This is a genomic window from Micromonospora sp. NPDC005220, from assembly GCF_040607895.1.
In the GTDB taxonomy this organism is placed as follows: Bacteria; Actinomycetota; Actinomycetes; order Mycobacteriales; family Micromonosporaceae; genus Micromonospora.
This window is the reverse complement of the sequence record NZ_JBEXHP010000055.1, coordinates 24,976-37,817: the sequence shown is the minus strand read 5'-3', so window position 1 is coordinate 37,817 and position 12,842 is coordinate 24,976. Positions and strand designations below refer to the sequence as shown.

At 70.8% G+C, this 12,842-nt stretch carries 11 protein-coding genes; 4 read left to right on the top strand and 7 right to left on the bottom strand.

Going from position 1 to position 12,842, the window contains the following annotated elements; translation table 11 throughout:
• The coding region (locus ABZU52_RS20350) for a 5'-nucleotidase C-terminal domain-containing protein (RefSeq protein ID WP_354972562.1) at window positions 1-1,753 on the top strand (1,753 nt) is incomplete at its 5' end.
• Between the two features lie 54 nt (window positions 1,754-1,807).
• Here the strand turns inward: ABZU52_RS20350 and ABZU52_RS20345 are convergent.
• A complete protein-coding gene (locus ABZU52_RS20345; protein ID WP_354972561.1) occupies window positions 1,808-1,981 on the bottom strand; it encodes a hypothetical protein in 174 nt (57 codons plus the stop codon).
• 82 nt (window positions 1,982-2,063) lie between these two features.
• Complete coding sequence (locus tag ABZU52_RS20340; RefSeq protein WP_354972560.1) at window positions 2,064-3,224, bottom strand: geranylgeranyl reductase family protein; 1,161 nt, start codon at window positions 3,222-3,224, stop codon at window positions 2,064-2,066.
• 146 nt (window positions 3,225-3,370) lie between these two features.
• Between ABZU52_RS20340 and ABZU52_RS20335 the strand changes: the two genes are divergently transcribed.
• A complete protein-coding gene (locus ABZU52_RS20335; protein ID WP_354972559.1) occupies window positions 3,371-3,607 on the top strand; it encodes a hypothetical protein in 237 nt (78 codons plus the stop codon).
• An 85-nt stretch (window positions 3,608-3,692) separates the two neighbouring features.
• The gene (locus tag ABZU52_RS20330; protein ID WP_354972558.1) at window positions 3,693-5,132 is read left to right on the top strand and encodes an MFS transporter; all 1,440 of its coding nucleotides are present in this window, start codon (window positions 3,693-3,695) and stop codon (window positions 5,130-5,132) included.
• A 76-nt stretch (window positions 5,133-5,208) separates the two neighbouring features.
• Here ABZU52_RS20330 and ABZU52_RS20325 read toward each other — a convergent pair whose 3' ends face one another.
• The 4 genes from ABZU52_RS20325 to ABZU52_RS20310 form a co-directional block, all read right to left on the bottom strand.
• Complete coding sequence (locus ABZU52_RS20325; protein WP_354972557.1) at window positions 5,209-5,769, bottom strand: hypothetical protein; 561 nt, start codon at window positions 5,767-5,769, stop codon at window positions 5,209-5,211.
• Window positions 5,770-6,641: 872 nt separating this feature from the next.
• On the bottom strand, window positions 6,642-7,277 hold the full coding sequence (locus tag ABZU52_RS20320; protein ID WP_354972556.1) for a hypothetical protein: 636 nt from the start codon (window positions 7,275-7,277) through the stop codon (window positions 6,642-6,644).
• A 13-nt stretch (window positions 7,278-7,290) separates the two neighbouring features.
• Window positions 7,291-9,069: a DUF4012 domain-containing protein gene (locus ABZU52_RS20315; RefSeq protein WP_354972555.1), complete on the bottom strand. Its 1,779-nt coding sequence runs from the start codon at window positions 9,067-9,069 to the stop codon at window positions 7,291-7,293.
• Between the two features lie 103 nt (window positions 9,070-9,172).
• On the bottom strand, window positions 9,173-10,420 hold the full coding sequence (locus tag ABZU52_RS20310) for a glycosyltransferase family 4 protein (RefSeq protein ID WP_354972554.1): 1,248 nt from the start codon (window positions 10,418-10,420) through the stop codon (window positions 9,173-9,175).
• Between the two features lie 168 nt (window positions 10,421-10,588).
• Between ABZU52_RS20310 and ABZU52_RS20305 the strand changes: the two genes are divergently transcribed.
• A complete protein-coding gene (locus tag ABZU52_RS20305) occupies window positions 10,589-11,143 on the top strand; it encodes a low molecular weight phosphatase family protein (protein ID WP_354972553.1) in 555 nt (184 codons plus the stop codon).
• On the opposite strand, the gene ABZU52_RS20300 is transcribed toward ABZU52_RS20305, so the two are convergent.
• On the bottom strand, window positions 11,124-12,587 hold the full coding sequence (locus tag ABZU52_RS20300; protein ID WP_354972552.1) for a polysaccharide biosynthesis tyrosine autokinase: 1,464 nt from the start codon (window positions 12,585-12,587) through the stop codon (window positions 11,124-11,126). The two genes, ABZU52_RS20305 and ABZU52_RS20300, sit on opposite strands and share 20 nt — an antisense overlap.
• Window positions 12,588-12,842 lie beyond the last annotated feature (255 nt).

The window sequence follows — 12,842 nt, the reverse complement described above, 5'->3', positions numbered from 1 at the left end:
CGTCGCCGCGGCGGCCGCGGCGACCACCCCGCTGATCGCCGCCGCGCCCGCGCAGGCGGCGGGCCCGGCCCCGTCGCGCACCTGGGACCTCACGCTGCTCGGCACGTCGGACACTCACGGCAACGTCTACAACTGGGATTACTACCGCGACGCCGAGTACGACGACAGCAAGCACAACGACATCGGCGTCGCGAAGCTGGCGACCCTGATCAACCAGATCCGCGCCGAGCGGCGCGGCAAGGCGACGCTGGTGCTCGACGCCGGCGACACCATCCAGGGCACGCCCCTCGCGACGTACTACGCCAAGCAGGAACCGATCACCGCCACCGGGGAGAAGCACCCGATGGCCCGGGCCATGAACGTCATCGACTACGACGCGGTGACGTTGGGCAACCACGAGTTCAACTACGGTCTGCCGTTGCTGGACCTGTGGATCCGTCAGCTCGGCTTCCCGGCGCTCGCCGCGAACGCGGTCAACGCGAAGACCGGCAAGCCGGCCTTCCTGCCGTACGTCATCAAGAAGGTCTCCCTCGGTTTCGCCGCGCCGACCCTGCGGGTCGGCATCCTGGGGCTGACCAACCCCGGTGTGGCCATCTGGGACAAGGGCAACGTCGAGGGCAAGCTGCGCTTCTACGACATGATCGCGACCGCCGCGAAGTGGGTGCCGATCATGCGGGCCCGCGGCGCGGACCTCGTGCTGATCTCCGCGCACGGCGGCGACAGCGGCACCTCCAGCTACGGGCCGGAGCTACCGAACGAGAACCCGGTGGCGCTGATCGCCCAGCAGGTGCCGGGGATCGACGCGATCCTCTTCGGTCACGCGCACAACGAGGTGGTCGAGCGGTTCGTCACCAACGAGCGCACCGGCACGCAGGTGCTGCTCTCCGAGCCCTCGAAGTGGGGCCAGCGGCTCACCCGGATGGACTTCACCCTCGCCCGTGAGCATGGCCGCTGGACGATCACCAAGAAGGCCGCCACCATGCTGAACACCAACACCGTGGTCGAGGACCCGAAGGTGCTCGCCGCCGTGCGGGCCCAGCACCAGAAGACCGTGGCGTACGTCAACCAGGTCGTCGCGAAGTCCACGGTGGAGCTGTCGGCGGCGGAGTCGCGGTACAAGGACACGCCGATCCTGGACTTCATCAACCACGTGCAGACCGCTGTGGTCGGCGCGGCGCTGGCCGGCACCGCGTACGCGGACCTGCCGGTGCTGTCGATCGCGGCGCCGTTCAGCCGCACCGCCGTCTTCCCCGCTGGCGACGTGAAGATCCGCGATGTGGCCGGCCTGTACGTGTACGACAACACCCTCGAGGCGGTCGTGCTCAGCGGCGCCGAGGTGCGCGCGTACCTGGAGTACTCGGCGAAGTTCTTCCGCACCCTCGCGCCGGGCGCCCCGGTCGACCCGGAGCAGATCAGTGACCCGGCGGTGCCGGACTACAACTACGACGTCTTCTCCGGCCTGGACTACGACATCGACATCTCCAAGCCGGTCGGCCAGCGGATCACCCGCCTGGTGCTGGCCGGCACCGACACTCCGGTGGCCGACAACGCCCAGTTCGTGGTGGCGGTGAACAACTACCGGCGCAGCGGCGGCGGCAACTTCCCCGGCATCGTGAAGACCCAGGTCTACAACGCGCAGCAGGAGATCCGTCAGCTGCTCATCGACTGGGCGCAGGCCCGGGGGACGATCGACCCGGCCGACTTCTTCCAGCCCAACTGGCGTCTCGTTCGCGAGGGCGTGCCAGTCTTCTGATCGCACACCGTCGACGGGCCGTGGGTGGCGACACCCACGGCCCGTCGCGCGTTCTCAGCCCTGCACGTTCCAGCGGATCGGGTCCTCGGCCTTCTCCGGCCCGTCCCGCCCCGGATCGGTCTCGGTCAGCGCGACCAACTCCTCCGGACGGACCGGGGGCGGCAACTCCCCGAACCGCACGTGCCGCAGGAACGCGTACTCGTCGTCGGTGAACGGCTGCTCGGCCATCGGCGCCTCCTCCTACTCTCCCCCGATTGTCCGGCCGTCGGGCCTTTCCGCACCAGTGCTCGGACACACCCCGTAGGGCATCCTAGGATCCTGGGTGAGCGGTGGTGGGCTGCGGAGACGGTTGGGAGAACCGGCCGAGCACGGCGAGCGCGGCCCGGATCGGGCGTCGGCGCAGCATCTCGTCGAAGCTCGCCCGCCCCTGACAGAACTGCACGAACATCCGCCAGCCCGGCGGGGTCGCCAACAGGGCGTGGAACACATCCGGGCGGCGGGTGAACACGTCGAGCAGCCGAAACCCCGCCCGCATCTCCGGCAGCAGACGCTCGCCCACCGCCCGCTCGTACCCCGGCAGATCACCGCCCGCCACCGCCGCACCGGCCAGCTCACCGGAGCGCAACGCGAAGCTGATGCCCTCCCGGCTCCACGGCTCCAGCAGCCCCGCCGCGTCCCCCACCACCAGCACCCGGCCGTTGCGCAACGGTGAATCCTCCGCGCGGCACCGGGTCAGGTGACCGGAGTCGTGCTCCGCCGGCGACCCGGTCAGACCCAACCGGTCGACGAACCGCCGCAGGTAGTCGCGGGTCCCCTCCCCCGCGCCCCGGCCGGCGATCACGCCGACGGTCAGCCGGTCACCCTTGGGAAAGACCCAGGCGTACGAGCCCGGCATGGCACCCCAGTCCAGCAGCAGCCGACCCCGCCACCGCTCCTGCTCGGCTTGCGGCACCGGAATCTCCAACTCCAGACCCAGATCCACCTGCCGGTACCGAACCCCGACGTGCCGCGCGGTCACCCCCGACGACCCGTCCGCCCCGATCACGGCACGCGCCGCGATCGTCGTACCGTCGGCCAGCCGCAGGCGTACCCCCTCGGGGTCCTGCTCGATCGCGCGGACCGCGACCCGCTCACGCATCTGCGCGCCGGCGGCGACCGCCGCCACGCGCAGCCGGTCGTCGAACTCCTCGCGGCGCACCATCGTCACCACCGGACTGTCGTTACGGCGGGTGAACTCCCGGCGGCCGTCGCGGGTGAACGTCACGCGGTCCACCCGGTCGTGCGCCGGCACCTCGATCCGATCCTGAACGGCCGCCAGGGACGTGCCGATCAGGCCACCGCCGCAGGTCTTGTACCGCGGGTGGGCGGCTCGCTCGACAACAAGGGTGGAGACGCCCGCACGGGCAGCGGCATGTGCCGCGGACAGCCCGGCCGGGCCAGCGCCGACGACGACGAGGTCCCAAACGATCACGGAAGCAGCCTAGGGCACGGCCCCTGCGAAACCGCCGGACCCGGCTGCGCCACGACCGCCCGATCGGGTGTGCATCTTCGGGCACCGAGGGGGTAACCGGCGCACGGCAGCCGCCACCGCGATGGCGGACGAGCGAAGGAGGAACCATGCAGCAGGTGCAACTGTCGGAGGCCGAGCAACGGGTGTACCAGGCGGTCACCACCCTTGAGTCACGCGGGCAGGTGCCCTACCCGGACCTGATCGCCGAGGAATCCGGGCTGACCGAGGAACAGGTGGGCAGTCCCCTGCACCTGCTCACCGAAAAGGGCCTGCTGCACCGCGAGGACTCGCCGATGGCCGGCCTCGACTTCGGCCCGCGGTTCTGTGCCCGCCAGATGGCGTGAACGCCGGAACCACCCTGGAGGATTCGCCCCCCGGAGACCCGGGTAGCGATCAGCAAGGCGTGATCGACGGTCGACGGGGGGCCTGATGAGCGCGGCGCAGACGCCGCAACCGGTGACCGCGGCCGACAACCGACGACGCTGGCAGGCGGTCGGCGTCGGACTCGTCGCCGCGTTCATGACGCTGCTCGACGTGAGCATCGTCAACGTCGCGGTGCCGTCCATCGACCGGGCGCTGCACGCGTCGCCGAGCGACCTGCAATGGATCCTCTCCGGGTACGCGCTCACCTTCGGCCTCGCGCTGGTCCCCGCCGGCCGCTTCGGCGACGCCCGTGGCCGGCGCAACGCGTTCGTCTTCGGCATCGCGCTGTTCACCATCACCAGCGCGCTCGCCGGCCTCGCCACCTCCCCGACGTGGCTGGTCATCGCCCGACTGCTGCAAGGCGCCGCCGCCGGCATCGTCAATCCGCAGGTCATCGGGCTGATCCAGCAGCTGTTCCGGGGCCCGGAACGCGCCCGTCCGTTCGGGCTGCTCGGCGCCACCATCGGCATCTCCACCGCTGTGGGGCCGCTGCTCGGCGGGCTGCTCATCGCCGTCGGCGGCGAGGAACACGGCTGGCGCTGGGTCTTCTTCGTCAATGTGCCCGTGGGTGTCGTCGCGGTGCTCCTGGGCTGGCGGCTGCTGCCCGGCCGCCCCACCGGTCAACCCGGCTGGCGTCGACTCGACCCGGTCGGCGTCCTGCTGCTCGGCATCGGTGTGGTCCTGGTCCTGCTGCCACTGGTGCAGGAGCAGCAGTGGCGGACCCCCTGGAAGTGGGCGCTCATCCCGGCCGGCCTGGCGGTGCTGGTCGCCTTCGGGCTCTGGGAGCGACGGTACGAACGCCGCAACCAACCCCTGTTCGACCTTCGACTGTTCACCTTCCAGTCGTACACCCTGGGTTCGATCCTGGCGCTTGTCTACTTCGGCGGCTTCACCGCGATCTTCTTCATCTTCACCCTGTTCCTACAGCTGGGCCTCGGCTACAGCGCCCTCGTCGCCGGCCTGGCCATCACCCCCTTCGCCCTGGGGTCGGCGGCCGCCGCCGTGCTCGGCGGCCGCATCGTCAACCGTTTCGGCCGTCCACTGGTCGCCATCGGCCTGCTCACCGTGGTGGTTGGGCTGGCCGCGACGGTGATCGCGCTACACCTCGCGCCGCACGCCCCGGCACCGTGGGTCACCGCCGGTCCCCTGCTCGTCGCCGGCATCGGCAGCGGGCTGGTGATCGCCCCCAACCAGACGATCACCCTCTCCGAAGTGCCGGTAGATCAGGCGGGCAGCGGCGCGGGCATGCTCCAGACCGGACAGCGGATCGGCGCCGCAGCTGGCATCGCCGCCGTCGGCTCGCTGTTCTTCTCGTCGCTGGCCGACAGCCGCGGCGACTGGACCACCGCCTTCGAACGGTCCCTCATGCTGGCCACCGGCATCATCGTGCTCGCGCTGATCGCCGCGCTTATCGACATCTGGCGCAGCCACAACCACAAGAACTGACCGGGGTACGCCGCTGGCCGGCACCCCGTGTTGCGGGTGCCGGCCAGCGGTCGGTGTCATGCAGTGGTGTGGTGGGTCAGCTGTTCCAGTGCTGGGCGACCAGGTCGGTGGCCTGCTGCTCCCACTGGGCGTAGGCGTCCGGGTACGCGGAGACCTGTACGGTCTGCGCGGCCTGGGTCAGCGGCATGTCCTGCCAACCATCAACCTGCTTGAGGCCCTTGAGGAACGCGGTCGTCGAGTACGCGGGGTCGGTGATCTGCTCCGGCGTACCCCAACCCGAGCTCGGGCGCTGCTGGAACAGACCCAGCGAGTCATGGTCGTTCATGTCGCCCAGGTGGCCCAGGTTCTCCAGCTTCGACTCCTGCAGGCTCGTCGCGACCGAGATCACCGCGGCCCGCTCCGGGAGACCGGCCTTCTTCGTCGCGGCGATGATCGCCTTGACGTTGGCCGTCTGCTCATCGTTGAGGGTGATCCGGGACTGGTCGCCCTGCGGCTTCGGCGCCGCCGACTGCACCGCGACCGCGACCGGCTTGGCGTCCACCGGGTTGGCGTGCGCGGCGATCGGACCGGCGAACACACCACCGGCGAACGCGAGACCAGCAACAGACAACACACTCTTACGGATGATCGTGTTCATGGGGGTAGCTCCTTCGGGGGTAGAACACCCGCACACACCGATCGGGGGAACGGCGGTCACGGGTGCGAGCACCTCGTCCGGCGCTGCACAAAACAAGGGGAAAAGTCTTCGGGGTGACGCCCACCGGGGGCGTCGGTCGGCGACTTCACGGGCCGGGGGGCTCGTGGCGCCGGGTCCATCTGTAACGACCGGCGGCCCGGGGTCATTCCGGGGGTGGCCCATCCACCGGGCACCCTCATCAAGGCGGTGCCGGGTCGGTCGTGGGGACTGCAACGACCGAGGGGCCGACAGCATTCCGGGATTGGCCCCGTCCACCGGCAGCCTCATCAAGGCGGTGCCGAGGCGGTCGGTCGTGGGGACTGCAACGACCGGGCGGAGGCTGGCATTCCAACCTGCGCGACCTGCGATCCAGCCCTGGGGGGCCGGGCAGCGGGTCGGTGGTGCTGCGATCGTCAGGGTATGTAACGACCCCGGCCCGGCCATGATTCCGACCCACGAGTGCGGCCGACCACACCCCACAAACACCCCCGACCAGACAAAACACCCAAGCCGACCCCGGCGATCGGCGCCGCGTCGGCCCTCACTCGGGTGATCCACTCGGGTTCACGGAAATCGGGGTATCCCGGACGCCCGGACACCCCGACTTTATGAAACCCGAGTCGATCAAGAATCGACTCGCCGCACGAAACGCCGCAAGGCGGACACAGTACGCCCTTGGGATCGGACGCGGTCATCGCAAGGCCCGGGGCGTCTCCGGACTTGAGGGAGCGGCGCTGGAGGGCCGGGTGTTCTTCTGGACGGGCTGGCGCCCGTCGGAGTGTTCCGACGGGCGCCAACTGCCGTGCGATTCGGGCGCAGCCCGGTGGTGTTGATTAGTGCGCCGCACCACCGAAGCGCTGGCGGCGACGCCAGGCCAGGGTCAGCAGCAGCATGATCGCGCCGGCGCCGACCAGGCCGCCACCGAGCTTCATGGGTGTGCCGAGGCTGTCACCCGTGACGGGCAGCGGCTGCTTCTTGGGCAGCACCCGCAGCTCGGTGCTGGCGGTACGGCCGGATTCCCGGCCGGTGGCGGTGAAGGTCAGCAGACCTGTCACCGACGGCTTGTAGCTCTTGGTGAAGCGACCCTGGGCGTCGGTGAACACCGTGAAGTTCAGGGGCGCGCTCGCCTGGTAGGCCACCGGAGCCATCGCCACGGTGCTGCCGTCGCTGCGGCGAGCCGGAGCCGCGCCGCCGGCCGGTGCGGCCAGCGGAGTGACCGTCACGGTGATGTCGACGGTCTCGTTCGGGCCGAAGTTGGTACCGGTCAGCACGACCGTCTCGCCGAGGAAGATAGTCGGTTGGTTGACGGTCAGCGACGCGACCCCCGTGCCTGGCGGGTACGGCGGCGGTTGTGTTGGGTCGGTGGTTGCGCTGGGCGTCGGCTGCGGCTGTGCCGCCCCCGCTGCCGTCGGCACGGCCACCACGGCCAGGCCGACCGTGAGCGCCATGATGATGCGGGATAGCCGCATGATTGGTTCCCTCCTACTGGTCACAGCTTGGTGCGGAATGAACTTGGGTGGTCCACGGGCTGGCGGTGGGGGTCAGCCACAACTCGGCCTGCCCGACGCCGGTCTTGGCCGTCAGCACGGTGACTTCCAGCGCCCGTTCGGCACCGGGGCTGACATCGACGCTGGCCGTCGCCACCTGACGGCGGCGTTCGGTGCCGCTGCCAAGCGCCGTCTCGGCCCCGTCCAGCCGGGCCTCAAGCACCGCTCCACCGGCCGGGCTGAAGATCGACACCAACGTGCGGGCGGTGTACGGGTCTCCGGCCAGACCGAGGCCGAGAACGGACTCGCTGAGTCCGGACTTCGGCGCCGTTGAGCGCAGAGTCACCCGCAGCCGAAGCGCACGGCGGCCATCCGGCCGGCATTCGCCGACCGTCAGGTTCGCCGTCGGCCGCAGGTAGTAGCCGAGCTTCGCGCCGCTGCCGTCGTTGAGGAACACGCCGACAGTCGGCACGGTGTCCTGTTCCGGAAGCGTCCCGGCCATCCGGCTCGCGCCGAATGTCCGCTGTTCCTCAGGTCGGGCACTCCAGAACAATATCCGGCGTTCGGTGATAGCACGGTCGAATGCGGACAAGAGCACCCGTGGGTTGACATTCTTCTTGAAGAAGGTGTCAAACACCGAGGCGGCCGACGCCGCGAAGAAGTCGTCCTGCTGTTTGACGTCGAGACGCTGGTAGCTGTCGTTGAGCAGGGTCTGCACGACCTTCTCGCTGGCGAGCGGCACCCCACCGGGCACCAGCACCGGACCGGTCGCCTTGAGCAGGTACGACAGCACCACCGGATCGACGGCGAGCACCCCGTCGACAGTGGTGCCGGTCTTGCGCCGGAACATCTCGCGGTACAGCGTCGCGGCAGTCGGGAAGTGCGGGGACAGGTTGACGTCGGCGGGATAGATGCCCGGCAGGTCGGTCCAGAGGGCCCGGGTCTCGGCGGGCACCTTCACCGCCGGGGTGAACCGGCCGAGCGAGGCACTGCTGCCCTGCTTGCCCATCTTCACCTTGCCGTTCTCCGCCTCGATCATCGCGTACGCGCCGAACATGCCGCCGGTGGCGCGCAGCTCGGCGAGGTTCTGCGAGACGAGCAGGTAGCGGCGTGGGCCGTTCGCGCCGAGCAGCGGCGGGAGCAGTCGGGCTCCCTGGTCGGCGGCCGCGGTGAGGCTGGCCAGCCGGTCGATCTCGGCGCGCAGGTCGCTCAGCGCCTGCCGGATCTGGCTGACCAAGCTGTCGGCCGGCACCGCCGCCAGGTTCTGGCGGGTACGTTGCACCGACTCGTGGACCTCGGTCAGCTGGGTGGAGACGGCGGCCAGTCGGGCGAGGTCCACCCGACCGCCGGTCGGCACCAGGCTGGTCAGGTCCGTCCGGAGCAGGGTCGGGAAGGCGTGCCGGGCGAGTTCGTCGATGGCGACGGCGATCTTCGCGACGGCGTCGAGGTCCTCGCCGGCGATCGGTGTACGCCGTCCGAGCTGCCAACTCGGGTCGGCCGTTGCCGCGCGGGCCGCGCCGGCCTGCTCCTGGAGGGCGGCGAGCGTCCGCAGGGCCTTGTCGGTGTCCCCACCGACGACCTGGGCGCTCAGCTCTCGGGCCAGGCCAGCGGCGTTGAGCAGGTGATTGCGCGCCTGCCAGCCGCGAAAGCCGATCCACCCGCCGGTCGCCAGCAACAGCGAGCCGACCACCAGGGCGCCCAGGAGGGCCCGTCGCAGCCGGGCACGCCGACGACGCCGGGACCGGCTCCGCCGCCGGATCGGTCGTTCGCTCACCGTCACACCACACTCCCGTTCGTGGAACCGGACAGAAGGTCGATTCCCTGACGTTCTTAGCACGCCGAAGGGAACTTCGTACCGTTATTGCGCTTGTCGTCCTTTAGGCGAGGTTTCTTCGCGGTTCCGCGAGAGGTTGCGCGACACGTCCCGCCGCCTCGTGCAGCAGCCGTTCGATCTGGTCCACGCCGGCGGGCAGCGACATCTCCCGCAGGTACGCGGCCCGCCCCCGGCGACCCATCTCGGTGCGGGTCGGCGGCGGAATGGTGGCGGCCAACCAGAACCGGTCGGCCAGGGCGGCCCAGTCCTCCGGTGGGCAGGACAGCCCAGCCCGAGCCCGCTCGACCAGCTCGGCGGTGTCCCCACCGGCCGACGCGATCACCGGTGCGGCACAGGAGAGTGCGGCCTGGAGCTTGCCGGGCACCGTGCCGCGCAGCTCCGGAAGGTCACGCAACATGACCAGCTGGTAGTCGGCGGCGGCGTACAGCTCGGGCATGTCGACCGGCGACCGTCGCTCCAGGAAGCGGACGTTCTCCGCGCCCAGCTCGGCGGCGAGCCCCCGCACCCGCCGCTCCGCCGCTCCCGAGCCGACCAGGACCAGATCCATCGTCCGATCCAGCGCGGCGGCCGCCCGGACCGCGGTCTCCAGCCCCTGCCGCGCCCCGATGGTCCCGGCGTGCATCACCACGCACCGACCGTCCCGACGGACCAGCTGGCGGGCCGCCGCACCCGGCGTCGCCGGGTGGAAGATCCGCTCGTCGGTCCAGTTCAGCACCAGCCGGACCCGGTCCGGGTCGGCGCCGGCGGCGACCACCAGATCCCGCATCGACGGCGCGGCGACCGCGATTCGGGCCGCGGCCCGGTAGATCCGGGTCATCGCGTTGCCCATCCGCGCCACCCAGCGCCCCTCGCCGCCCTCCTCCGCGCCGTCGCGGGCCCAGACGTCCTGCACGTGCAGCACCGCGGGCACCCGCCCGAGCAGCCGGAGCACCCCGGCGGCGGCGAACGTCGTCGCCGGCAGTTGGAAGACGTAGAGCGCGTCCACGTCGCCGAGGAACCGGCGGGCGACCAGCCCCGCGCTGCCGGCGAAGGAGAGGTAACTGACCATCCGTCCGCCGACGGACGCGGCGCCCCCGGGGTACCGGGGCACCCGTCGGACACTCAGCCGTTGGCTGTGCGTCTCGTGGTGCCACCGCTGTCGCCAGCCGGGATAGACGTGCCCGCCGGGGTAGTCCGGAAAGCCGGTGAGGACCCGCACCTCGTGCCCACGCGCGGCCAACTCCTCGGCGAGGCTCCCGGGGATGAACGCCGGCTCGGGCGGAAAGTGGTACGACAGGATGCCGATCTTCACTGGTTCACCCCCGTCCCGCAGGGATCGCCGACGGTCGGCGCGGCACCACAGCCGGCGCGTGTCCGGCCCGCGTACGATGCCGGCAACCCCTCCCTGCGCGGCCACCGGCGTCGACGCACCGCCCTCGCGGTGCGCGCGCCCGTGTCCGTACCGATGAGAGGGGCACCGATGGCTGATCGCGTGTTGTTCGTCTGCCACGCCAACCTGTGCCGGTCGCCGATGGCCGAGTACCTGGCCCGCCGGCTGTTGGCCGACCAGCACGTCGAGGTGGCCAGCGCCGGCACCGACGCGCTCGACGGGCTGGCCATGCACCCGTACGCGATGGAGGTCGCCACCGAGAGCGGTGCGGACCCGGCGGCGTTCCGGACCCGGGGGTTACGCCCCGAGTACCTGGTCGACGCGACGCTCGTGCTGACCGCGACCCGACGCCAACGTTCGGTCTGCACCTCGTTGGCGCCGGGTGCGCTGCACCGGACGTTCACGCTGCGCCAGTTCGGCCGGCTGGCCGCGGCGGCCGAACCGCCCGCCGACTCGGCCGACGAACCGTTGCGGGCGGCGATCGCCGCCGCCGCCCAGGCCCGGGGACGGCTGCAACCCGCCGCCCCGGACGAGGACGACCTTCGGGACCCGATCGGCGGCACCGCCGCCGACTTCCGACGCTGCGCCGAGGAGATCGAACGGTCGCTGCGACCCCTCGCCGCGCTCATCGGGGCAGCCGGGTGAGTTCCTGGGTGTGGTCGGGGACGCCGTTGACCCCGTCTGCGGTCGCGCTGTGCCGGCCGGACGCGGCCCGGTCGGCCGGCACTGACGCCCCGGTCGTCGACGCGGCCACCCGGTAGGCCTCGTACTGGTACGCCTCGGCCTTGGCCACCTTGGCCATGTTCAGCACACAGCCGAGCAGCCGCACCGAGACCGAGTGCAGCGACCGGGCCGCCGCGGCGACCTGGGTCCGCGAGGTACGGTCCTGCTGGGTGACCAGCAGCGCGCCGTCGGCCTGCACGGCTACGACCACGCCGTCGGTCACTGCGAGCAGCGGCGCGGTGTCGATGATGACGATGTCCGCCGACTCGCGCAGCGCCAGCAGCAGGTCCGACATGGCCTTGGAGCCGAGCAGCTCGCTCGGGTTCGGCGGGGCCGACCCGCTGGGCAGCACCAGCAGCGACTTGTCGCCCCAGCGCTGCACGACGTCGCCCACCTTCACGTCGCCGACGAGCACGTCGGTGAGGCCGACGCCGGCGTCCAGGCCCAGGTAGTCGTCGACCTTCGGGCGGCGCAGATCCGCGTCGACCAGCAGCACCCGCCAGCCCGCCTCGGCCAACGCGATGGCCAGGTTGCAGGAGAGCGTGGTCTTCCCCTCGCCCTGCAGGGCGCTGGTCACCGCGATGACCCGGGCCGGCTCGTGGACGTCCACGAAGCGCAGGTTGGTCCGTAGCTTGCGGACCGCCTCGGCACGTGCCGAGGTCGCGGCGTCGCCCACGATGAGCGGAGCGCTGCGGGCGGCGGCCTCGAACGGAATCTCGCCGAGCAGCGGGCTGCCGGTGGCGCGTTGCAGGCCGGCGGCGTCGCGCAGTCGGACGTCGGCGACGCCGCGCAGGATCGCCAGACCGATGCCGAGGATCAGGCCCACCAGAGCACCGAGGGTGAGGTTGCGGACCGGCTGCGGCGAGACGGGGTTGGCGCTGACCCGCGGACCACTGACCACTTCGATCTTGATGGGCGTCTTGCCCTCCGGCGTCGTCTCGACCTTCTGCACGAGTTCGACGAACTTGTTGGCCAAGCTCTCCGTCACGCGCAAGGCGCGGGTCTGGTCGGTGTCGGTGATCGACGCGCGCAGCAGAACGGTGCCGGTCTCGGTGGAGGTGCTCACCCGGCGCTGCACCTCGTCCGCGGTCAGGCCAACCGGAGTCTCGGCCACCACGCTCTGCGCCAGCCGGTCACTGCGGAGCAGGTCGGCGTACGACTTGACGCGCTGCTGGAGGAAAAGCCCGCCCTGGTAGGCGTCGGTGACGCCGGTGCTGGGGGTGGTGACGAAGAAGGTCACCGAGGCGACGTACCGAGGTTGGGCCCGTACGGTCAGGAACGCCGAGACGCCGAGGGTCACCATGACCGTGACCAGCACGACCCACCAGTGCCGACGCACGTGGCGCAATTGCCGGAGCAGGTCCATCAGGAGGCCCCCCGTGCCGGTTCGGTTGCGGCAAAGAACTTCACGAAAACCCCCAAGGTCGTCTCTAAACTCGTGAAACCATTAAAGCTGCTAATACGGCTTATGTCCGGAGTTGCCTATTTTCCAGTGGCGAGATGTGCGCCCGCATGACCAACCCGACAAACGTCCATTCGGCTGCGGCGACAACGGGGAAAAAGTCGAGGGCCGATCGGACGGCGTCCGATCGGCCCAGCGGTCGCCGCTGACCACACCGCC

Coding starts and splice junctions, on each gene's coding strand:
- ABZU52_RS20345 (WP_354972561.1), bottom strand. CDS start 1,981: ATGGCCGAGCAGCCGTTCACCGACGACGAGTACGCGTTCCTGCGGCAC.
- ABZU52_RS20335 (WP_354972559.1), top strand. CDS start 3,371: ATGCAGCAGGTGCAACTGTCGGAGGCCGAGCAACGGGTGTACCAGGCG.
- ABZU52_RS20330 (WP_354972558.1), top strand. CDS start 3,693: ATGAGCGCGGCGCAGACGCCGCAACCGGTGACCGCGGCCGACAACCGA.
- ABZU52_RS20325 (WP_354972557.1), bottom strand. CDS start 5,769: ATGAACACGATCATCCGTAAGAGTGTGTTGTCTGTTGCTGGTCTCGCG.
- ABZU52_RS20320 (WP_354972556.1), bottom strand. CDS start 7,277: ATGCGGCTATCCCGCATCATCATGGCGCTCACGGTCGGCCTGGCCGTG.
- ABZU52_RS20305 (WP_354972553.1), top strand. CDS start 10,589: ATGGCTGATCGCGTGTTGTTCGTCTGCCACGCCAACCTGTGCCGGTCG.
- ABZU52_RS20300 (WP_354972552.1), bottom strand. CDS start 12,587: ATGGACCTGCTCCGGCAATTGCGCCACGTGCGTCGGCACTGGTGGGTC.